A 19969-nucleotide genomic window follows, 5' to 3' on the forward strand; every position below is an offset into this window, starting at 1 on the left:
GTTATGAGGTGATGGAAGATAACAATCATCAGTTTATTGATAATGCTGCAAAGCTTTTAGCACCAAATAGTGTTGTTATTGCTCACTCGTTAGGATGTTTATTTGCATTGAGTCTTGCGCAGAAATATCCAAATAAAGTTGCACGTCTTATCCTTATATCGCCTTATTTCGTGCAGGCACAGGCCGCAAAAATATTTCAAATACAAACGATCTCTAATCTAATTTTCCGTTTTGTATCGAAAGATAAGATTGCTAAAAATCTGCATCCAGACGGGCAAAAAAATCTATCTGTTGGTTATGCGATGGATTCATTACGCCGGGTGTCGGTAGCCAAGCATATTAGTGGGTATATGCATCGTATTAGTTTGCCTCAGCAGAGAGTATCTCAAACAGCTTTGTTAAACGAGCTTGGTTCTAAAGTTGAAATAATTGTTGGAGAGAAGGACCCAATTGTTACTAGAATAAGTCCTAATATTCCTGTACATATCATTGCTGGCGCAGGCCATAATCCGCACGTTACCCATGTAGAAGCGGTTTATGATTACCTCACACCAGTTCTAACCAAATATATTAGCACCACAGCACAGCTCAGTGATGTCTGATATTTCCAAAGTACAGGTGTATGTCTGCCCAGTTTCACGGGTGCCACAAAACCACTTAATATTGAGTCATTATCTCAGCTTTCTCAATACGGCAGAAAAGTTGAGATATGATCAATATCATCCTTATGCTGCACGTCTTTTCTTAATCTCTCGTGTCTTAACGAGGTCTGTTTTAGCAGATAAGTTGGGTATTTCACCCCATGAGGTCAACATTCAATTACAACCTAACGGCAAACCTTTTATACAAGGCAATAAAGCTGTTTATTTCAATCTTAGTCATTCAGCAGACGTTATTGTTCTTGCGGTGACTGAAGAAGGGGAAATAGGAGTCGATGTTGAACGGGTGGACCGTGAGTTCGATTGGATGCGTGTCGATAGCGTGTTAGCGCCAAGTGAAATTGAATGGATTCAGGAAAATGAAAGGATTGATCCATCCAGTGTATATCAGCGTTTTTTTCAAATATGGACCTTAAAAGAATCCTATATTAAATGTACTGGCGAAGGAATGAGCCGTCATTTAAAGAAGCTCAACTTTCATGTGTTAGCTGAACACATAGATTTTCTCGATTCAACTCGTGATATTCAAAAGACAGAAGAATATTATTTCCAAAGTTATGTCTATGATCATAACTTCATCTTTTCTACCTGTTTACAACAAAGATGTAGTCTAGAGCGCTTTAACTTGGATTGTTTTCAATTAGTACCATGTATATCTACGCATCGCATAACGCCAGTACCGTGCAAATATAACTAGATTAAATCGATACAATTACTGGTTTAAAAATATGAGTCTATTAATGAAACACTTGGGCTTGAGTCGAACTCTTCTCAATAAGTTATGTGTGAAACGGTAAAAAGAAAAAAGCCCCAGTCTTTCGACTAGGGCCTTTTAAATTTGGAGCGGGAAACGAGACTCGAACTCGCGACCCCAACCTTGGCAAGGTTATGCTCTACCAACTGAGCTATTCCCGCATATATAAGCAGTTTTTACTAAAACTTTCTCAAAAAAAACCAATTTGGAGCGGGAAACGAGACTCGAACTCGCGACCCCAACCTTGGCAAGGTTATGCTCTACCAACTGAGCTATTCCCGCATATATAAGCAGTTTTTACTAAAACTTTCTCAAAAAAAACCAATTTGGAGCGGGAAACGAGACTCGAACTCGCGACCCCAACCTTGGCAAGGTTATGCTCTACCAACTGAGCTATTCCCGCATATATAAGCAGTTTTTACTAAAACTTTCTCAAAAAAAACCAATTTGGAGCGGGAAACGAGACTCGAACTCGCGACCCCAACCTTGGCAAGGTTATGCTCTACCAACTGAGCTATTCCCGCGTGCCGCTTATAATACATTAAGCAAAACAAGGGTCAACAACTTTATGCAAATAATTATGCTGATTGCATAAAATAAAAACAGAAATGACCATTTAGCGGTATTTTTGTTGTTAAGTTGCCGAATAAATAGACATTTTGTTTGAAGTCAAAGCATACAAGAGCAACTTTTGTTTGTGTGTAGACAAGGTATACTAGGTTCAAATATACGAATAATCGTAAAAGGAAAAGCTATGAGCCTTGAACAACAGTTGATTGAACGGTTACAAACACTTGCACCTAGTCATTTGGAAGTGCTCAATGAGTCTGCCGGGCACGGTGGTTATTTTCCAGGTAAGGAATCTCATTTTAAAGTGATTATAGTGAGCGACGAATTTAATGGATTGCGTTTAGTTCAACGTCATCAAAAAGTATACGCCTTAGCTTCTGATTTGATGAATCCGGGCCAAATTCATGCTTTAGCAATTCATGCTTATTTGCCAAGTGAGTGGCAAGGTCAAGCACCTGCTAGCCCAGAATGTGCACATGCACCTAAAAGCTAAGGGTTAATTTCATGGATGCACATTTACTCACTAAAATTATTCATATGACTGCGGTAGCTGCCGCACTTATGGTCTTTGTTTTACGCGCTTCAACTCTGTTTATAGGTGTTCAAGGTGAACAACCCAATCCAGCAGGGCGTAAAGTATTAGTTGCCTTACAACATTTGTCATTTACCGTGGTTTTCATTACGGGTGCAATTTTGTTAGTCATGAAAGACTTTCAAGTACAACCGTGGTTTTACGCTAAAATTATTCTATTTTTAGTGTTGTTATCTTCCCTGATGAAAGCCTTTAAAAAAGATGACACTCTTTTATTGGTACAGCGCCGTGCAGGTTTAGTCATTAGTGCGATTGCATTTATTGCTATTATTATCTTAGTGATTGTGAAACCTGTTTTTGCTTAATTGTTCTACATTCTTTGCCTTTTTGATTAAGCTCTAGGTTAAACTGCGTACAGTAAAATAATATGCAGAGGGAAACATGTTAACTCGTGTGGTGTTTAACCAAAAAGGCGGTGTAGGGAAATCAAGTATTACTGTAAATTTGGCTGCAATTAGTGCCAAACATGGCTTAAGAACATTGGTGATCGATCTTGATCCTCAAGCCAATTCTAGTCAGTATCTTTTAGGTGACGAAGCAACCTATTCTGCTGAAAAATCAATTTTAGAGCCAAATATCGAAAATTTCTTTGATGATGTGTTGGGCAACAATCAACAAAAGGGTTTAATCGGTAACGCATTAGGTTCAATTTTAAAAGCTCCAAGAAATAAAGATCTCGACAGTTTTGTTCATTCAACTCCTTTTGCAAAATTAGATGTGCTTCCAGCAAGTCCTACACTTGGCGCGCTTGAACATGCGCTTGAAAGTAAACATAAAATTTATAAATTACGTGATTCGATTCAAAACTTAGTTGGGCGATATGACCGTATCTATATAGACACACCACCAGCGTTTAACTTTTTTACTCTCTCTGCTCTGATTGCGGCAGATAAAGTACTCATTCCTTTCGACTGTGATGTTTTTTCAAAGCGTGCGTTACAAACATTGATTGAAAATGTTCTCGAAACGCAAGATGATCATAATGATCGCTTGGAAATTGAAGGAATTGTGGTGAATCAATTCCAATCCCAAGCAAAATTACCTCGGGAAGTGGTTCAGCAGTTAAAAGATGAAGGGTTGCCTGTACTCAATAGCATGTTACCGCCTTCGATTTTGATGAAAGAATCGCATCAGAAAAATTTACCTTTGGCCCATTTGGCACCCGAACATAAATTGACTCAAGCTTATGAGACATTGTTTGGTGAGATTGAGCCAAAACGATAAGAGAAAAATGATGAAAGGCTTATATATTGCGCCTTTGGTGGCAGCCACTTTACTCCTTGGCGCTTGTGCTACAACGGTAAAACCGACTTATGTGTCTCCGACACAATATCAATCTTTGAGCTGCCAACAGCTACAAAGTGAATATAACCGTATTCAGCAATATATCGACAATGGCGTGCAAACTCCAAAAAGTACAGGTATGGGTGTTGGTCTTGGACTCGGTGGTGGCTGGGGACGAGGTGGTTGGGGATTCGGTCCATCTATTTCTGTAAACATGGGACAGTCTTCTTCAACGAAAAATACCGAACTTTCACGTGTTTTAGGTCAACAAGAAGCGATTGTTCAGGCTGCTCAGTTCAAAAATTGTCCAATAATTGTTCGTAAAAAGACCAATTAATAGTCAACTTTACATCACAATATGCTAACTAAGGCATGTTGTGATGAATAAAGTTTAGCAAAATGTTTCATAATAAAATTAATATAAATAAGTGGTTTATCAATTTTTAAGCTTCCAAAATTCTGTATTTTCTGTAATCAAAAAGCCTCATAAACTTGCTATATTTTGCCTGTTTCGTTTAAGGTGGCCCCATCTTGGATATTATGGAAACTTTATGATTGAGAGTTGGTTTTTTGTATTGGCAATGTTGGCTGTTTTGCTCATTCCTGGGCCGACAAATGCTTTACTTGCAACCGCTGCTCATTCTCAAGGTTTATCTAAAGCATTCTGGCTTATTCCTATGGAATGGTTAGGCTATGCCTACGGTATTAGCTTTTGGGCTGTGTTTATTCATTTGGCAGCACCAGTTTGGCCTGCGTTATTGCTCATTTTACATATCACAAGTGTGGCATATGTGTTCTGGATGGCATTCCGATTATGGAAAACCACCCATTTACAACAATTTAGTCAAACTCACCGTAACATTCGCCCACGTCAATTATTCTTCTCAACCTTAAAAAATCCGAAATCCTTACTTTTTGCTGCAGGTATTTTCCCTGCCGAAACATGGAATTCGCCTGAAAATTGTCTAATGGTATTTGGTGTTTTTACATTGACGCTCATTCCAGCTGCGAGTTTCTGGATGATTTTTGGACGTGCACTATTAACGGGCCCAGTACAAAAAATAAAAGCCGATCATTTATATAAAGGATCGGCTATGTTGCTTATTTTATGTATGCTTCCAGTGGTATTCCGTTTCTTCTAAATTAAGCCTTAAGCATTGGTTTTCCGGCTTTTTAGTTTTTCACGTATAAAGCCGATGATACCCGGTAAAACACTAATAATAATGATGCCAAAAATAAGATGAGTGAAGTTGTCTTTAACGATTGGCATATTTCCAAATAGATAGCCCAAAGCCACAAAAGAAGCGACCCAACAAAATGCGCCAATCACATTATAAGTTAGGAAAAACTTATAGTTCATGCTGCCAGCACCCGCAACAAAAGGGGCAAAAGTACGGGCAAATGGAACAAAGCGAGCAAAAATAATTGTTTTGCCACCATGACGAGCAAAGAATTCTTGAGTTTTAATTAAATGCTGCTTATTAATGAATCGTGAATTCATTTCAAATACACGTGGACCGATAAAACGACCAATATGGTAGTTCACTGTATCGCCTAAAACGGCAGCAATGAAGAGTAGAGCACCCAATAACCATGGATCCATCGCACCTGTAGATGCTGCTAAAGCACCAGCTGCAAATAGTAAACTATCTCCCGGTAAAAACGGCATAACCACTAAACCGGTTTCGACAAAGATAATTAAAAATAAAATGCCATAAATCCACGTCCCGTAATTTGTAATAAACTCGGCGAGATGTTGATCAACGTGTAGAATAAAATCAAGAAGTTCCATGAGATGATTAAGTGGTAAACCGTGCTCAAATCCTAGCAGTGACCCTATAGAAAGTCAGTATAAAACATCAAAAATATACAAATTGATCATCCTGTTTGTGCAACGATATATATGGATTTTGAGTATTTAATTATCAATGTCCCAAACCTAGAATGAGCTCATCAATAAATAAGCATTTAAATAAAGGTGGCAAAATGTTTAATCCAAATGTAGTAGTCAAAAATATCGTAACGCAATCAGGCGCGGACAGTTTTATTAGTCTTATTGCTCGTCTTCTTATGGCTTATATCTTCCTTGTTGCTGGTTGGGGGAAAATTACCGGTTATGCAGCAACTGCAGGATATATGGAAGCAATGGGTGTACCAGGTGGAATTCTTCCTTTAGTTATCTTGGTTGAGTTTGGTGGTGGTTTAGCCTTGTTATTTGGTTTCCAAGCACGCTTTGCAGCTTTTGGTCTTGGTATCTTCAGTATTTTAACTGCATTCTTGTTCCACCAAGGTGGGGCTGATGCAGCGGCACAATACAATAATGGCATCCATTTTATGAAAAACTTAGCAATGGCAGGTGGTTTATTCTTCCTAATGCTTCATGGTGCTGGCCGTATTAGTCTGGATCATGCAATCGAAAAATAAGATATAAGACAAAAGAAAACCGGATGAGCAAGTCATCCGGTTTTTTTATTTCTTTATTTTAAAATTAAAGCATAAATTGGATTTGTAATTCCCCAACCACGAAACCAAGAACTGCGCCGACTGCAATCAAGGCCCACTCATCTTCTTTAAATGCAGGACGTAACATCCCTTCAAATTCAGAAGGTGTTAATTTTTGCATACGTTCAATGAGTGTGCTACGAATATTCATTGCATCTTCTGCATAAGACTCTACATATTTCATCGTCTCTGGAAGCTGTTGCATAATACGTTCAGCAACTTGTGATTTCATATTCTGATATTTTTCTCCGCCAATTGCATATACAACTAACGGACGAATAACCCCAGCTTGCATATCAATTTCTTGTTTGACATGGCGGTTAACCAGATCAATAACACGCGCAGAATGTGTACCCGAAAATAACTCTTCCATCATGTGACGTGAAGTTAAAAGCTGTTTAGAAATTAAAGCTGCATAGTCAGCAGCAACTTCATTTTGACGTTTAATAAACAGACCTTGCCATGTGTAACCCAATATCTTTTTAGGATAAAGTGGTCTAAACATCATTTGCAGTGCAATCCAGTCACTAAAGAAACCCACAAAGCCACCAAACAAAGGTAGCATCCAAGGATATTTTCCTTGAGTGACAATCCAGCACAACATCTGAATCACACCAATACCGAAGCCAAATACAAAGCCTACATTACTGAAAAATTTAAATTCTTGTTTCCCTACACGTTTAAAAATATTGTTGAGCAAACGTTTATCTTTAAGCAAGTTGCTGATCACAAGATGTTTAATATCAAAGTATCGATTCACATCACGTTGTACTTCGCTCATGATGTGTTCAACAATTTCTGGTGCTTTGGATTGCACACGACGGATGAGTCTTTGGCGAGCAAATTCTGGCATGCCTTCCCATAAACCAGGCTGATACTCTTGAGCAACGTCACGGGTAATATCTTCAGCCGCTGCAAGTAGAGGTTTTTCTATTTCTTTGGCAATACGTTTAGGATCTAGGCGTGCAAAAATTTCTTCAGGTTTAATCAGCTTTGCTGTCATGAGCTCAACAGCAATGGTTGCCATTTTCTCGGCTTTGCGAGGCACAATGCCTTGCCAACCCAAAAATGGTTTAATACCTTTAAATTCAAGTGGTGAAAACATCATCTGGATGGCAACCACCTTGGTGATATAGCCAATTAAACCACTCATAAAAGGAATAGAGACATACAACCAAAAATGTTGCTGGAAATCTGCAATCATAGTTTGAAGCATTGTTGTTCCTTAGATTTCTATTGATTTTGATAGGGGGCAACAAGCCATAAAAATGGATAATTGTTTAAGCACAGACAAATATCGCTTATGGTATTTACCTTTCCATGGTAATGCCTGTTTTATCGGCTCATCTTAACATCAAATTCAAGGCGATGTTGCATAGAATGTGATGAATTTATCAATACCCATGGAGTTTTTAAGCGTAACCCATACATTTGATAAATATAAGTAAATTTTGATTTATATCAAACAATCCAATTATAGAAATGATTCTGATATGAAAAAAATAAGATATATGATGATTTGCGGTGCGCCGAAGCGCGAAAAATGTTAAAATGGCGCGCTTAATTCTTTTGCCATTTAGTGGTTTGTCATGACTACCAATACTCAAATTACTGAAGATCGTATCCTGATTCTGGATTTCGGCTCTCAATATAGTCAGCTCATTGCACGTCGTGTACGTGAAGCTGGTGTTTACTCTGAAATGTATGCTTTTGATATGTCTGAAGAAGACATTCGTGCTTTTAAGCCAAATGGCATTATTTTGTCAGGTGGACCTGAGAGTGTGCATGAAGAAGGCAGCCCTCGCGCACCACAAGTAGTGTTTGAGTTAGGCGTTCCAGTATTGGGTATTTGCTATGGCTTGCAAACCATGTCTGAACAGTTAGGCGGTAAAGTTGAGCCGGGTACTGTACATGAGTTTGGTTATGCCGAAGTTGATATCGTTAAACGCGACCAACTGATTGGTAACTTACAAGACCGTGAAAATCAACTTCATGTTTGGATGAGTCATGGTGACAAAGTTAGCCAGATTCCAGAAGGCTTTACCATTACTGCAAGCACACCAAGCTGTCCAGTTGCTGCTGTAAGTGATGAAACGCGTCGTTTTTATGGCGTGCAATTCCACCCAGAAGTAACACACACGGCAAAAGGTGAAGAGTTACTTGCAAACTTCGTTCATAAAATTTGTGGATGTGGCGGTCTTTGGACGCCTGAACACATCATTGATTTACGTGTAGAACAATTACGTGAACAAATTGGTAATGAAAAAGTTCTTTTAGGTCTTTCTGGTGGTGTTGACTCATCTGTCGTTGCTGCGCTTTTACATAAAGCAATTGGCGACCAGTTAACATGTGTATTTGTTGATAATGGTTTACTTCGTTTAAACGAAGGTGATCAAGTGATGCAAATGTTTGCTGAAAACATGGGTATCCGTGTTATTCGTGCAGATGCTGAACAACGCTTTTTAACTCCATTGGCTGGGGAAGTTGATCCAGAGAAAAAACGTAAAATCATTGGCCGTGAATTCATTGAGGTATTTGCTGAAGAAGCACGTAAACTTGATGGCGTGAAATTCTTAGCACAAGGTACGATTTACCCAGACGTAATCGAATCTGCTGCAAGCAAACAAGGTAAAGCACACGTAATTAAATCACACCACAACGTGGGTGGTTTACCAGAAGATTTAGCATTTGAATTGGTGGAACCTTTACGCGACTTGTTCAAAGACGAAGTTCGTAAATTAGGTACTACACTTGGCTTGCCACATAGCATGATTTACCGCCATCCATTCCCGGGCCCTGGTTTAGGTGTTCGTATTTTGGGTGAAGTGAAGAAAGAATATGCTGATATTCTTCGTCTTGCTGATGACATCTTCATGCAAGAGCTTCGTGACAGCGGTTGGTATGATAAAACTGCTCAAGCATTTGCTGTGTTCCAACCAGTTAAGTCAGTTGGCGTAGTAGGTGACGGTCGTCGTTATGCATGGGTAATTGCGCTTCGTGCAGTTGAAACGGTTGACTTTATGACAGCTCGTTTTGCACATTTACCATACGAATTGGTTGATAAAATCTCAACGCGTATTATGAATGAAATTAAAGATGTATCACGTGTTGTATACGACGTGTCATCTAAACCACCAGCAACGATTGAGTGGGAATAATTTTCCTCTAGTTGTTGTTAAAAAAGGACGCATTAGCGTCCTTTTTTATTACTTAACGATTTTAATAAGAGTAAATTTATTAGCTCAAGGAACTGTATATAGAGGGTTGAATATAATATTTTATAATTTTATATGCTGGATTGGTTTTATCTAATTTTAAGGTCTAAAGGTTATGCCCCTATTAAATGAAATAAGAGCCAAAATTGAAAGAGATTTCCATAGACAACTACCAGATATATATTTTGAATTATTAAAATTTTCAAATGGTTTTTTATTTGAAAGTGGCGTAGTTATTTATTCTTCTGATGAGGTTTTTGAAAGAAATCAAACTTTTGAAGTGCAAAAGTATGCTGGAGATTATTTAGCTATAGGTGATGATAGTGGTGGAATATCAATTCTTATACCATTTCTAGGAACAGGTGTTTTTACTGTAGATCAAGGCAGCATGGATACTAATGACATGAGTAAAATTAGTGATTCCTTAATGAACTGGTTTAAAGCTGGATGCCAAATTTAGCTTTTGGCAAATGAATTTTAAATGGGATAAATGAACCAAGGTTGGTTTGATGAGAATAATTTTTAAGAGTGCTTAAGCACTCTTTTTTATTACTTAACTTTTAAAGCTAAAAATTAATTTTGATAACTATCAAAGCAATAGATCAAATATTATTACTTTTACTTGATCAAAGATACATTAAGATATATCTTAATAATTACAAATTGATCATTTTGGATCTTAAAAGATGAAACAACAATCCGAACAGCATCATGCTGAACATCATCGTTCGGGACGCCGTGGAAGACTTTTTAAAGCTGGACGCATGAAACTTTTGGTACTTCATCTCATTCAGCAAAACCCAAAGCATGGCTATGAAATCATTAAAGAAATAAGTGATTTGGTAGGTGATGGCTATACGCCAAGCGCAGGAACAATTTATCCAACATTAACCAGTCTTGAAGAAATGAATTTGATTAATTTGCTGGATGTAGAGCGTAAGCAATATCAAATCACGGAATTTGGGAAGGCTTACTTAACTGAACAACAAGACAAGTTGAAAGAGTTATTAGAAAAACTACGTTTAAGACGAGAAATCCACAGTAATGATGAATTAATCGAAATTCATCGTGCCATGGAAAACCTAAAAACAGCCTTGCGTTTGAAGCTGAACTCGGCAGGTTTACAGCAAGAGCAGATTTATCAAATTGCCGAAAAAATTGATCAGGCTGCTGTTGCGATTGGGCGCCTATAAGTCGACCTTAAACAAGTTGAAATTTTTCAAAGTTATTAATTTTAAGAGAGAATTTATATATGAAACAACATCAATATCATGTCACGGTACAACACTTGAAAAATGCAAAAGGAGAAGCGTCTACTTATACTGAACGCCTTGAATTCTATGCGGGAAATCATGACGATATTTTTGAAATTGTTGAACGCTTAAAAAAAGCAGATTTTTTTGATGATGAAACAACAAAATCCTTTGGAGTTGGGCTAAAACTTTTTAGTGAGGTTATGCTTGAAAACCGTGACTACCCACTATTTCAAGAGTTTCTCCCACAATTTGGTCAATTTATGAAAAACCTAAAACAGCTCGTTAAAACTCAATCATCTTAAGCTGCTCAATGCAGCTTTAATGTTATGTAATTAACAAATGATTGTCTCATTCATAGCACCCTGTGTATTACTAAAAGACTATATTGAATAATGAGTGTATTGTTAAGATCATTACAACGACTCATTGCAAAAGCATAGGTAAAAGAGAGTAATATCATGAGCAATAATAATGATTACGATATTTCTGATTCAAAGGATTGCGAAAAATTTGCCAATCAGTTTATTCAGGAATTTCCAATTCGCTCTGCTGAAATTGGACAGGGGACAGTCATTAAGCGGGCTTTACCTAGCCGACAAAAACGAATGATTGGTGCGTGGTGTTTCCTAGATCATGCGGGCCCAGTAACTTTTCCGGCGGGTGATGGTTTAGATGTTGGTCCTCATCCTCATATTGGTTTGCAAACCTTCACGTGGATGATTGAAGGCACGATGATGCATACCGATAGCTTAGGCTCAAAACAACTGATTCGACCTAAACAAGTTAATTTAATGACGGCAGGTCACGGAATTTCACATACAGAAGTTGCACCTGATACAGAAACTCAAATGCACGCTGCTCAGCTCTGGATTGCCTTACCAGATGCTAAGCGCAACATGGATCCGAAATTTGAACATTATCCTGAACTGCCTGTTGTTGAGAAAGACGGTCTAGAGTTTACCGTGCTTGTGGGTGAATATTTGGCAACGACTTCTCCAGTAGTGGTTCATACGCCGTTAGTGGGTGTCGACCTCATTGCTACCGAAGATACGAAAACTCGTATTCCATTAAATCCTAATTATGAATATGGTTTTATGGCATTAGAAGGTGTTGCCCATGTAAATGGTCATGAGTTAACTGCTGACAACATGGTTGTTTTGGATACTGGACTGAGTGAAATTGAGATTGAAGTAAAAAAAGGTAATCGTATTCTTTTGATTGGTGGTGAACCGTTTGAAACACCAATTTTGCTATGGTGGAACTTTGTTGCACGTACAATGGATGATTTAAAAGAAGCCCGTGAGCAATGGATTAACCATGATGCACGTTTTGGTGAAATTCCAGATTATATTGGTGCACGTTTAGAAGCCCCTGTTCTTCCAGATCAAATGAGAGCATCAAAATGACAGCAGTAATTGCAAGCAGTAAAGCAAAGCCCCTTGCTGAACAATGGAAGGGCGAAATCACCAGTGGTCGTCACCAATATTTTTGTGATGAGCCAGAAAAGTTAGAAGGGCAAGATCAAGGCCCAGCGCCATATGATTTGCTCACTGGAAGTTTAGCCGCGTGTACGCTCATTACTTTAAGAATGTACGCAAAGCATAAGGGTTATGATTTTGGTGAGTTTTCGGTTGAAATCGATTTTCATACCAATAGAGAACATGAAGAACATATAGAACGTCGTATTGTTTTTAAAGACTTGCCAAACGAAGAGCTTCAACAAAAAATCTTAGCGGTATGCGGTAAAACCCCAGTCACTAAAACTTTGTTACGTAGTTTAGACATTCATACTGTGCTTGTTACAGTGTAAAAATGCTATTTTGTTGAGGTGGATGATTTTATATCCATCCCACAAATGGAATAAAACAGCATGTTCACATGCTGTTTTTTATGTAAAAAGAAAAATAAAAGCAGGCAATAACATGATTAGTGTACACCACCTGGAATGTTCGCGATCGTTTCGAATTTTATGGGCTTTAGAAGAGTTGGGCTTAGATTATGATATTCATTATTATCAACGCCTACCTAACTATTCTGCTCCAGAAACATTGAAATGTATTCATCCTTTAGGTAAAGCTCCGATTTTGACTGATGATGAACAAGTCATCGCAGAATCAGCTGTGATTTTAGAATATTTACAGCAGCGTTATGATCAGAAGCAACAATTTAAACCTACAGAGCCACAAGATTTACAGCAGTATATTTATTGGATGCACTATGCAGAAGGTTCACTTATGCCGTTATTAGTCATGACTTTAGTCATGAATAGTGTAAATAAGCATGTGCCATGGTTAATTCAGCCAGTAGCTAAAAAAATCACGGAAGGGGTGAAGGCAAATTTTGTTCGCCCACGTATGAAAGATCATATTAGTTTTTTAGAAAACTATTTGGCAGAGCATGAATATTTTGCAGGTGACTTTTCCTTTGCTGATATTCAAATGAGTTTTCCTTTAGAGGCTTTGCAAACGCGTTTGCAAGGTAAATATCCTCATATTCAGGCTTTTTTACATCGTATTCGGCGAAGGGTAGCGTTTCAAAAAGCGAAAAAAAGGGGAATTGGTTCCAATGAAAGGAATTGTGCTGATATTTAAAAGAAAAGGAACAAATATTTGTTCCTTTTCTATTTTTACTTTACTTGCGTTTGATCACGATAGAATCAATGCCACTGTGTTGTAAGGTCTGCTGAGCAGCCAAGGCAGCGTCTTGAGTATCATACGGTCCGGAAATAACGCGATACCATGTTTGTCCGTTTTCAGTACTTTTGACTACGTCCGCAGATAAGCCATTTAAAATGATTTCTGCACGGCGGGCATCAGCCTGATCAGGATCGTTATAACTACGAACTTGTAAAATATATGTAGGTTGCTGAGGAGTTGTAGCTGACTGATTTGGATCAATTCCTACACTTTCAGAGGCAGCTGGTTGAGTGGTACTTGGTGCCTCAACGATCATAGCAGTGCCTTGATTTTTACTTTCAGGGATTGCTTGTTCAGGAATAGGGGTAACCTGTTGTTGAGGCAATAGGTCGTAGAAGCGATAGTCTTTATTGGTATCTTCTTCTTGATAATGTTCAGAAGTAATCTGATTTTTCGCAGGAACAGGTTGCCAAGGTTTCCAAAGCATAAGCATTACAGCGATACATAAGACCGCCAAAATAGCGACAAGTGTCCCTAACCATTTGGGAATTAGGGGCTTTTTAGGCTTATTAGGTCTTTCAGATACACCGCGTTGCGTTTTGCCAAACACGTGGATTATTCCTCTGTATTTTGATTGTTTTTTAATTCGAGTTTGAGTCTCGTCTTACGATGCTAAAAACAGTGGTTTGTATCGATATTCTAACTATACAAACCACCGCTTACTATATATTGCATGACCTCTAATTTGCTGTCATGCAATATATTTATTACATAGATTCTGGTGCAGATACACCAAGTAATTCTAAACCATTACGAAGCACTTGTTGTACATTGATTGAAAGCAATAAACGGGCTTGTGTAAGCTCTGCATCATCGCTTAATACTTTATGTTCATTGTACCAACCATGGAACAGGGCAGCTAACTCTTTTAAGTAGTTACCAACCTGATGAGGTTCATATGCATTTGCAGCACGTAATACCGCGTCTGGGTATGCTGCCAGTTTAGCAAGAATCTCAGTTTCTGCATCAAGAGACAAGCGAGTTGCATGTGGGCGAGCAGTATTTACATCGAATTGTAAATCTGTGCTTGCTGCTTTTTCTAACATACGGCAAATACGTGCGTGTGCATATTGAATATAGTACACAGCATTGTCTTTACTTTGTGAAACAGCAAGGTCAAGGTCAAAGTCGATGTGTTGTTCACTCTTACGCATTACGTAGTAGAAACGAGCTGCGTCATTGCCTACTTCTTTACGCAAGTCACGTAAAGTCACGAACTGACCAGAACGAGAAGACATTTGAACCATCTCGCCACCACGCCATAAACTTACGAACTGAACTAAAAGAACAGTTAGTTTTTTAGAGTCGTAACCCATTGCATCAATCGCCGCTTTTACGCGAGAAATATAGCCGTGGTGATCAGAACCCCAAATATCGATTAGGTCAGTATAACCACGTTGTAGTTTATTTAAGTGGTATGCAATATCAGATGCAAAGTAAGTCGTTTGGCCATTACGACGCTTAACAACACGGTCTTTTTCATCACCAAATTCAGTCGACTTGAACCAGATGTTGCCATCTTTTTCATAAAGGAAGCCGCGTTGATCTAACGTTTCTAAAGCTTCATCAATTTTTGCACTAAGAGATGCTTCACTAAACCATTGGTTGAACGTTACACCAAAGTCAGCAAGGTCATCTTTAATATCATCTAAAATGGCGTGAAGAGCAGCTTGGTGGAATACACGGTAGCCTTCACCTAATAATTGTTGTGAGTTGGCAATAAGGCCATCAATATGCTTTTCTTTATCGCCAGATAAAACGACTTTGTTACCTTCGCTATCTAGCTCTTCAGCATATTGCACATCTTCTGGTACATCTTTATAAACATTCGCAACTTCACGAACGTAAGCATCGCCATCTTTATCAATAATGCCTTGTGCGATTTCTTTAACATAATCGCCTTGATATGCATTTTTAGGGAATACAAGGTTTTGTCCAAGTAGTTCCAAATAACGTAAATAAGTAGAAGTCGCCAAAATATCCATTTGACGACCAGCATCATTCACGTAGTACTCACGGTCAACTTTAGCACCCGTTGCTTCAAGTAAATTGGCAACAGTCATACCGTATGCCGCACCACGTCCATGACCTACGTGTAGGCTAGACGTAGGGTTTGCAGAAACAAATTCGACTTGAATCTTTTTCGCTGCATTTGCTTGGCTACGACCAAAAATTTCTTTTTGTGCTTGAATTTGATCAAGAATAGCAAAACGCTGGTCTGCATTTAAAAAGAAGTTAATAAATCCGGGTCCTGCGATTTCAGCTTTACTGATATCTGCCACTTCTGGTAATGCAGCTAGAACTTTCTCAGCTAAATCACGTGGTTTCATACCAGCAGCTTTCGAGCCGATCATGGCAATATTAGAAGCAAAGTCGCCATGGCTTCGGTCTTTGGTGCGTGTTAAGTTGCTTGTGTTTTTCCAGTCGGAAGGAAGCACCCCTTCTTGTTGAAGAGTTTGCACTGCATGGTCGAGAGCTGCTTGTATTGCCGTATTCATATCAATCGAAAATAGATGTCGCAGAAAAACGTCAAATATAGCAAATTTCCGATGACTTAGGGGAGGGGATTTAATATTCCAATAATTCTTTATGCAAATTACTGATGATTATTTTTTAAATGAATGTTGGTTGATGAATCGCCTTATTATTCTGAAAATAAAGAATTACAAGCCTTTTGGGTAGTTTTGATGAGTAAATTAAGTGTTTAATTTAATATTATTTCCTGAGAAAATACCTGTTGCCACTAAATCATATAATTATGGCTTTTAAAATTGAGAAAATAAAAGAAGTTTTTAAAATCATAAAAATATTAAAATACTGATTTTTATTATTTATTTTTAATCATGTTGTAACTAAATAGTGTTTAATTTTAACATCACAGTTTAAAATATCTATTTTGATCGAATTAGGCTTAAGCTTATACGCACAAAGAGTTTTAGAGACCATACAAAACGTATTTTTCTCTACTCTAAGCTGGAAAATGAGATAGGCAATGATATCAGGACACCCAAGTAAACATCCCCTTTATATTCCATATGCAGGTTTTACACTTTTAGAGTTACCACTCTTAAATAAAGGTTCGGCTTTCACTGAAGAAGAAAGAAGTAACTTTAACTTACACGGTTTACTCCCCCATATTATTGAAACTATTGAAGAGCAGAGCCAGCGCTCTTATCAACAATATTGCGCTTTTACTGATGATATCAATCGACATATCTATTTGCGTAATATCCAAGATACCAACGAAACCTTGTTCTATCATTTAATCGAAAATCATCTTGAAGAAATGATGCCGATTATTTATACCCCAACAGTGGGTGAGGCATGTCAGCGTTTCTCTGATATCTATCGTCGTCATCGTGGTGTTTTCATTTCATATCCAGATCGTGATGTGATTGATGATATTTTGCAAAACGTAAATAAAAATAATGTAAAAGTGATCGTGATAACTGATGGTGAACGTATTTTAGGTCTGGGTGACCAAGGTATTGGTGGCATGGGTATTCCTATTGGGAAACTTTCACTTTACACCGCTTGTGGGGGAATTAGTCCAGCCTATACATTGCCAATCACAATTGATGTAGGAACGAATAATCCACAATTGTTAAATGATCCGATCTATATGGGTTGGCGTCAGCCACGTATTAGTGGCGATGAATATTACGCATTTGTCGATATGGTGATTGAAGCTGTAAAGCGTCGTTGGCCAAAAGCGTTAATTCAGTTTGAAGATTTCGCACAAAAAAATGCGATGCCACTTTTAGAAAAGTATCGAGATAAAATTTGTTGTTTTAACGATGATATTCAAGGAACAGCAGCGGTATCTGTAGGTAGTTTGATTGCTGCAAGTCGTGCAGCAGGCAAGCAATTAAAAGATCAAACAATTGCTTTCTTAGGCGCGGGTTCTGCGGGATGCGGTATTGCGGAACAAATTATTGCTCAAATGGTTGCTGAAGGGCTGACTGATTCTGAAGCCCGTGCACGCGTTTATATGGTTGATCGTTTTGGCTTGATTACCGAAAATCAGCCAAACTTATTGGACTTCCAACGCAAATTGGCGCAAAAAGCTGAGGTGGTTGATCAATGGGGCAATATTGAAGAAGTGATTTCACTCCTTGATGTTGTTAAAAATGCTAAGCCTACAGTGTTAATTGGCGTTTCTGGTCAGCCAGGCTTGTTCACAGAAGAAATCATTAAGACCATGGCGGCGAATTGTGAACGCCCAATTGTCATGCCATTGTCTAACCCAACTTCACGTGTTGAGGCTGTGCCAGCAGATATTGTAGAGTGGACTGAAGGTAGAGCGTTAATTGCAACAGGTAGCCCGTTTGCTCCTGTGAATCATCACGGCAAGCTTTATAATATTTCTCAGTGTAATAACTCGTACATTTTCCCGGGCATTGGGCTGGGTGTGGTGGCATCGGGTGCTAAACGCGTTACTGAAAATATGTTAATGGCTTCAAGTAGTGCTTTAGCGAATTGCTCGCCATTACTAAAAGATCCGCAAGCTGATTTATTGCCACCTTTGGGTGAAATTCAGCAAGTCTCTAAAGTGATTGCATTTGAAGTTGCCAAAGCTGCAATGGCAGATGGCGTGGCAGTAACGATTAGTGATGATTTGCTACAGCAAAAAATAGATCAATCATTCTGGAAGCCAGAATACCGTAAATATAAGCGTATTCCTTTCTAAGATTAAGAACGTAAAAAGAGGAGCTTAAGCTCCTCTTTTTTATTTTAGTCTTCTAAAACTTCTTCTAGTAATTCTTCACTTGGTGCAAAGTAATATGCGCCGTCTAGTGGTGTCACGAAATGCAATAAGCGGTCATGGATACCATCTCCACTTGTACCAAACATACGCTTTAACATGGCATCAATAATGCTCAGGTCTTTAGTATAAGCAATGAAGAATAAGCCTTGATCGCCTCGGCCGTCGCCATAAGGCAGACTATGACGCAAGATTTCCATTTCTTCGCCTTCGTCATCTTCAACGACAGTACGGGCAACATGGGCATTTTCTGGTTTAACGTCATCATCAAGTTCAATTGACTCAAGCTTAGTACGACCCATGACATTTTCTTGAGCATCAACTTTTAGTTTTTTCCATTTTTCTAAGTCGTGTGCATAGCGCTGTGCAAATATGAAACTACCATCTGCAAATACTCCAGCACTTTCTGGGAGTAGGGCTGTTTCCGCGCGGTCATCTGGAAATTGAGGGTTTTCAGTACCATCTATAAAGCCAGTAATATCGCGACCATCGAAATAACGGAAGCAAACACGCTCATCAAGAACTTCAACTTTATCTTTAATACCTTCAAAAAATGCTTGGCTTAATGCAAAACAAATATCAGAACGCATACTAGCAATATGGATGAGGACATCAGCGGGAACAGCTGGCATGTTGAATGCGCCGTTTTCTGGTTCAAGTTGTTTAAAGCCAGCAGGAGATTGACTGTAAAGTTGCTTCCAAAGTTCTGGACCAAAAGCGACTGCTGTTTTAATTTGCGCGTCTGAATGCTGAGTAATGAGACGGTCGCGTGTTTCAAACAACGCTTCGAGTTGTTCTTTTAATTCATCAATTGATAAGTCTTTTAAACGAAGAACAATAAATCGGGCATGATCTGATGGCAACGGCAAAATGACAGATTGAGCAGTCATTGGAAGGTATCTCCTCAATTATAATTTAGTATGAGCTTTAATTATTGTGCCTGATGCGAAGAGCGGTTAGTAGTCTATTTCTTGATTTTATTGTTTGAATTCTCATCAAGATAGTTTTATAAAACAGTATAATTCCACTTTTATTGTCTATTTTTACTATGTCTTTGCAAGTTTGGTTTGCCTATATGTTGGCCTGTTGGGTCATTAGTATCTCTCCGGGTGCGGGAGCTATTGCCTCAATGTCGAGTGGTCTAAACTATGGATTTAGACATGGTTATTGGAATGCAATCGGTTTGCAAGTTGCCTTGGTGCTTCAAATTATGGTGGTGGCAGCAGGTGTTGGGGTCTTATTTGCCACAACTCCTTTAGCTTTTCAGGCCGTTAAGTGGTTTGGCGTAGCTTATTTATTGTATTTGGCCTATTTGCAGTGGACAGCACCTGTAAAAGATATAGAAATTCAACAAGAAAAAAGAGATAAGTCTGCTTTAGCTCTGCTATTAAATGGTTTTGTGGTTAATATTAGCAATCCTAAAGCGATCGTATTTTTATTGGCGGTTTTACCGCAGTTCTTAGATTTAAGTAAGCCTCAATGGATACAGTACCTAATTATGGCGGCCACTATGATTACGATCGATTTGATTGTAATGGCTGGATATACGGGGCTGGCATCCAAGGTTTTAAGATTACTTCGATCCCCTAGACAGCAAAAATATTTAAATCGGGGCTTTGCTGTGATGTTTAGCTGTGCGGCTTTATTATTGAGCACAGTGCATCAGGCGGCCTAGT

22 protein-coding genes and 4 tRNA genes are annotated in these 19969 nt (G+C 38.5%); 17 read left to right on the plus strand and 9 right to left on the minus strand.

Annotated features, from left to right (window positions below; genetic code table 11):
* Positions 1–602: alpha/beta fold hydrolase (locus tag J690_RS22220; RefSeq protein WP_032038534.1), on the plus strand; the 602-nt coding region annotated here is incomplete at its 5' end.
* Positions 595–1356, plus strand: a complete 762-nt coding sequence (locus tag J690_RS22225) for a 4'-phosphopantetheinyl transferase family protein (RefSeq protein WP_032038537.1) — start codon at positions 595–597, stop codon at positions 1354–1356. The genes J690_RS22220 and J690_RS22225, both read left to right, overlap by 8 nt.
* A 142-nt stretch (positions 1357–1498) precedes the next feature.
* Here the strand turns inward: J690_RS22225 and J690_RS22230 are convergent.
* The 4 genes from J690_RS22230 to J690_RS22245 form a co-directional block, all read right to left on the minus strand.
* Positions 1499–1574 (minus strand) — tRNA-Gly (locus tag J690_RS22230).
* Positions 1575–1619: 45 nt separating this feature from the next.
* Positions 1620–1695: transfer RNA gene (locus J690_RS22235), tRNA-Gly, on the minus strand.
* 45 nt (positions 1696–1740) lie between these two features.
* Positions 1741–1816, minus strand: a tRNA-Gly gene (locus J690_RS22240).
* A 45-nt stretch (positions 1817–1861) separates the two neighbouring features.
* Positions 1862–1937: transfer RNA gene (locus tag J690_RS22245), tRNA-Gly, on the minus strand.
* Between the two features lie 230 nt (positions 1938–2167).
* Here J690_RS22245 and J690_RS22250 point away from each other — a divergent pair.
* The 5 genes from J690_RS22250 to J690_RS22270 all read left to right on the plus strand — a co-directional run bounded on the left by J690_RS22250 (position 2168) and on the right by J690_RS22270 (position 5001).
* On the plus strand, positions 2168–2476 hold the full coding sequence (locus tag J690_RS22250; RefSeq protein WP_032038538.1) for a BolA family protein: 309 nt from the start codon (positions 2168–2170) through the stop codon (positions 2474–2476).
* A gap of 11 nt (positions 2477–2487) precedes the next feature.
* On the plus strand, positions 2488–2880 hold the full coding sequence (locus J690_RS22255; protein ID WP_032038541.1) for a SirB2 family protein: 393 nt from the start codon (positions 2488–2490) through the stop codon (positions 2878–2880).
* A 76-nt stretch (positions 2881–2956) separates the two neighbouring features.
* Positions 2957–3799 carry a ParA family protein gene (locus J690_RS22260; RefSeq protein WP_005071966.1) on the plus strand — a complete coding sequence of 281 codons (843 nt, stop codon included), beginning with the start codon at positions 2957–2959 and terminating at the stop codon, positions 3797–3799.
* 10 nt (positions 3800–3809) lie between these two features.
* Positions 3810–4196 (plus strand): hypothetical protein, encoded by a 387-nt coding sequence (locus J690_RS22265; RefSeq protein WP_002114091.1) that lies wholly within the window; start codon positions 3810–3812, stop codon positions 4194–4196.
* Between the two features lie 214 nt (positions 4197–4410).
* A complete protein-coding gene (locus J690_RS22270) occupies positions 4411–5001 on the plus strand; it encodes a LysE family translocator (RefSeq protein WP_017399730.1) in 591 nt (196 codons plus the stop codon).
* A gap of 8 nt (positions 5002–5009) precedes the next feature.
* Here the strand turns inward: J690_RS22270 and J690_RS22275 are convergent, their stop codons facing one another.
* Positions 5010–5651: a DedA family protein gene (locus J690_RS22275; protein ID WP_005071971.1), complete on the minus strand. Its 642-nt coding sequence runs from the start codon at positions 5649–5651 to the stop codon at positions 5010–5012.
* Between the two features lie 194 nt (positions 5652–5845).
* Here J690_RS22275 and J690_RS22280 point away from each other — a divergent pair, with 194 nt between their 5' ends.
* Complete coding sequence (locus J690_RS22280) at positions 5846–6283, plus strand: DoxX family protein (protein ID WP_002114126.1); 438 nt, start codon at positions 5846–5848, stop codon at positions 6281–6283.
* A 64-nt stretch (positions 6284–6347) separates the two neighbouring features.
* Here J690_RS22280 and J690_RS22285 read toward each other — a convergent pair whose 3' ends face one another.
* Positions 6348–7565: a DUF445 domain-containing protein gene (locus J690_RS22285; RefSeq protein WP_014208114.1), complete on the minus strand. Its 1218-nt coding sequence runs from the start codon at positions 7563–7565 to the stop codon at positions 6348–6350.
* 385 nt (positions 7566–7950) lie between these two features.
* On the opposite strand from J690_RS22285, the gene guaA reads away from it, so the two are divergent.
* The 7 genes from guaA (at position 7951) to J690_RS22320 (ending at position 13423) form a co-directional block, all read left to right on the plus strand.
* Positions 7951–9519, plus strand: a complete 1569-nt coding sequence (gene guaA, locus J690_RS22290) for a glutamine-hydrolyzing GMP synthase (RefSeq protein WP_032038543.1) — start codon at positions 7951–7953, stop codon at positions 9517–9519.
* Between the two features lie 172 nt (positions 9520–9691).
* Entirely contained in the window at positions 9692–10036 is a 345-nt protein-coding gene (locus J690_RS22295; RefSeq protein ID WP_032005633.1) for an SMI1/KNR4 family protein, read from the plus strand.
* Positions 10037–10262: 226 nt separating this feature from the next.
* Positions 10263–10769, plus strand: a complete 507-nt coding sequence (locus J690_RS22300) for a PadR family transcriptional regulator (RefSeq protein WP_032038545.1) — start codon at positions 10263–10265, stop codon at positions 10767–10769.
* 59 nt (positions 10770–10828) lie between these two features.
* A complete protein-coding gene (locus J690_RS22305) occupies positions 10829–11134 on the plus strand; it encodes a DUF3861 domain-containing protein (protein ID WP_032038548.1) in 306 nt (101 codons plus the stop codon).
* Positions 11135–11290: 156 nt separating this feature from the next.
* A complete protein-coding gene (locus tag J690_RS22310; RefSeq protein ID WP_032038549.1) occupies positions 11291–12238 on the plus strand; it encodes a pirin family protein in 948 nt (315 codons plus the stop codon).
* Positions 12235–12642, plus strand: a complete 408-nt coding sequence (locus J690_RS22315; RefSeq protein ID WP_014208118.1) for an OsmC family protein — start codon at positions 12235–12237, stop codon at positions 12640–12642. Before J690_RS22310 ends, J690_RS22315 begins: the two co-directional genes overlap by 4 nt.
* Before the next feature lie 112 nt (positions 12643–12754).
* On the plus strand, positions 12755–13423 hold the full coding sequence (locus J690_RS22320) for a glutathione S-transferase (protein WP_025466065.1): 669 nt from the start codon (positions 12755–12757) through the stop codon (positions 13421–13423).
* Positions 13424–13463: 40 nt separating this feature from the next.
* Here J690_RS22320 and J690_RS22325 read toward each other — a convergent pair whose 3' ends face one another.
* Both J690_RS22325 and argS read right to left on the minus strand, forming a co-directional pair.
* Positions 13464–14078, minus strand: a complete 615-nt coding sequence (locus tag J690_RS22325; RefSeq protein WP_005804763.1) for an SPOR domain-containing protein — start codon at positions 14076–14078, stop codon at positions 13464–13466.
* Between the two features lie 157 nt (positions 14079–14235).
* A complete protein-coding gene (argS, locus tag J690_RS22330; protein ID WP_032038550.1) occupies positions 14236–16026 on the minus strand; it encodes an arginine--tRNA ligase in 1791 nt (596 codons plus the stop codon).
* 494 nt (positions 16027–16520) lie between these two features.
* Between argS and J690_RS22335 the strand changes: the two genes are divergently transcribed.
* Positions 16521–18218: an NAD-dependent malic enzyme gene (locus tag J690_RS22335; protein ID WP_005079543.1), complete on the plus strand. Its 1698-nt coding sequence runs from the start codon at positions 16521–16523 to the stop codon at positions 18216–18218.
* Positions 18219–18262: 44 nt separating this feature from the next.
* On the opposite strand, the gene J690_RS22340 is transcribed toward J690_RS22335, so the two are convergent.
* A complete protein-coding gene (locus J690_RS22340) occupies positions 18263–19183 on the minus strand; it encodes a Dyp-type peroxidase (RefSeq protein ID WP_014208122.1) in 921 nt (306 codons plus the stop codon).
* Positions 19184–19341: 158 nt separating this feature from the next.
* Here J690_RS22340 and J690_RS22345 point away from each other — a divergent pair, with 158 nt between their 5' ends.
* Positions 19342–19968, plus strand: coding sequence for a LysE family transporter (locus J690_RS22345; protein WP_002114069.1), 627 nt, complete (start codon positions 19342–19344; stop codon positions 19966–19968).
* Position 19969 lies beyond the last annotated feature (1 nt).

Origin of the sequence: Acinetobacter sp. 742879 (assembly GCF_000588535.1) — a bacterium.
Taxonomy (GTDB): Bacteria; Pseudomonadota; Gammaproteobacteria; order Pseudomonadales; family Moraxellaceae; genus Acinetobacter; species Acinetobacter pittii.

Bases quoted from the DNA above. Each gene is read 5' to 3' on its own strand.
- J690_RS22225 (WP_032038537.1), top strand. From the start codon at position 595: ATGTCTGATATTTCCAAAGTACAGGTGTATGTCTGCCCAGTTTCACGG.
- J690_RS22300 (WP_032038545.1), top strand. From the start codon at position 10,263: ATGAAACAACAATCCGAACAGCATCATGCTGAACATCATCGTTCGGGA.
- J690_RS22345 (WP_002114069.1), top strand. From the start codon at position 19,342: ATGTCTTTGCAAGTTTGGTTTGCCTATATGTTGGCCTGTTGGGTCATT.
- J690_RS22335 (WP_005079543.1), top strand. From the start codon at position 16,521: ATGATATCAGGACACCCAAGTAAACATCCCCTTTATATTCCATATGCA.
- J690_RS22280 (WP_002114126.1), top strand. From the start codon at position 5,846: ATGTTTAATCCAAATGTAGTAGTCAAAAATATCGTAACGCAATCAGGC.
- J690_RS22310 (WP_032038549.1), top strand. From the start codon at position 11,291: ATGAGCAATAATAATGATTACGATATTTCTGATTCAAAGGATTGCGAA.
- J690_RS22255 (WP_032038541.1), top strand. From the start codon at position 2,488: ATGGATGCACATTTACTCACTAAAATTATTCATATGACTGCGGTAGCT.
- J690_RS22270 (WP_017399730.1), top strand. From the start codon at position 4,411: ATGATTGAGAGTTGGTTTTTTGTATTGGCAATGTTGGCTGTTTTGCTC.
- J690_RS22265 (WP_002114091.1), top strand. From the start codon at position 3,810: ATGAAAGGCTTATATATTGCGCCTTTGGTGGCAGCCACTTTACTCCTT.
- J690_RS22285 (WP_014208114.1), bottom strand. From the start codon at position 7,565: ATGATTGCAGATTTCCAGCAACATTTTTGGTTGTATGTCTCTATTCCT.
- argS (WP_032038550.1), bottom strand. From the start codon at position 16,026: ATGAATACGGCAATACAAGCAGCTCTCGACCATGCAGTGCAAACTCTT.
- J690_RS22315 (WP_014208118.1), top strand. From the start codon at position 12,235: ATGACAGCAGTAATTGCAAGCAGTAAAGCAAAGCCCCTTGCTGAACAA.
- J690_RS22305 (WP_032038548.1), top strand. From the start codon at position 10,829: ATGAAACAACATCAATATCATGTCACGGTACAACACTTGAAAAATGCA.
- J690_RS22275 (WP_005071971.1), bottom strand. From the start codon at position 5,651: ATGGAACTTCTTGATTTTATTCTACACGTTGATCAACATCTCGCCGAG.
- J690_RS22295 (WP_032005633.1), top strand. From the start codon at position 9,692: ATGCCCCTATTAAATGAAATAAGAGCCAAAATTGAAAGAGATTTCCAT.
- J690_RS22320 (WP_025466065.1), top strand. From the start codon at position 12,755: ATGATTAGTGTACACCACCTGGAATGTTCGCGATCGTTTCGAATTTTA.
- J690_RS22250 (WP_032038538.1), top strand. From the start codon at position 2,168: ATGAGCCTTGAACAACAGTTGATTGAACGGTTACAAACACTTGCACCT.
- guaA (WP_032038543.1), top strand. From the start codon at position 7,951: ATGACTACCAATACTCAAATTACTGAAGATCGTATCCTGATTCTGGAT.
- J690_RS22260 (WP_005071966.1), top strand. From the start codon at position 2,957: ATGTTAACTCGTGTGGTGTTTAACCAAAAAGGCGGTGTAGGGAAATCA.
- J690_RS22340 (WP_014208122.1), bottom strand. From the start codon at position 19,183: ATGACTGCTCAATCTGTCATTTTGCCGTTGCCATCAGATCATGCCCGA.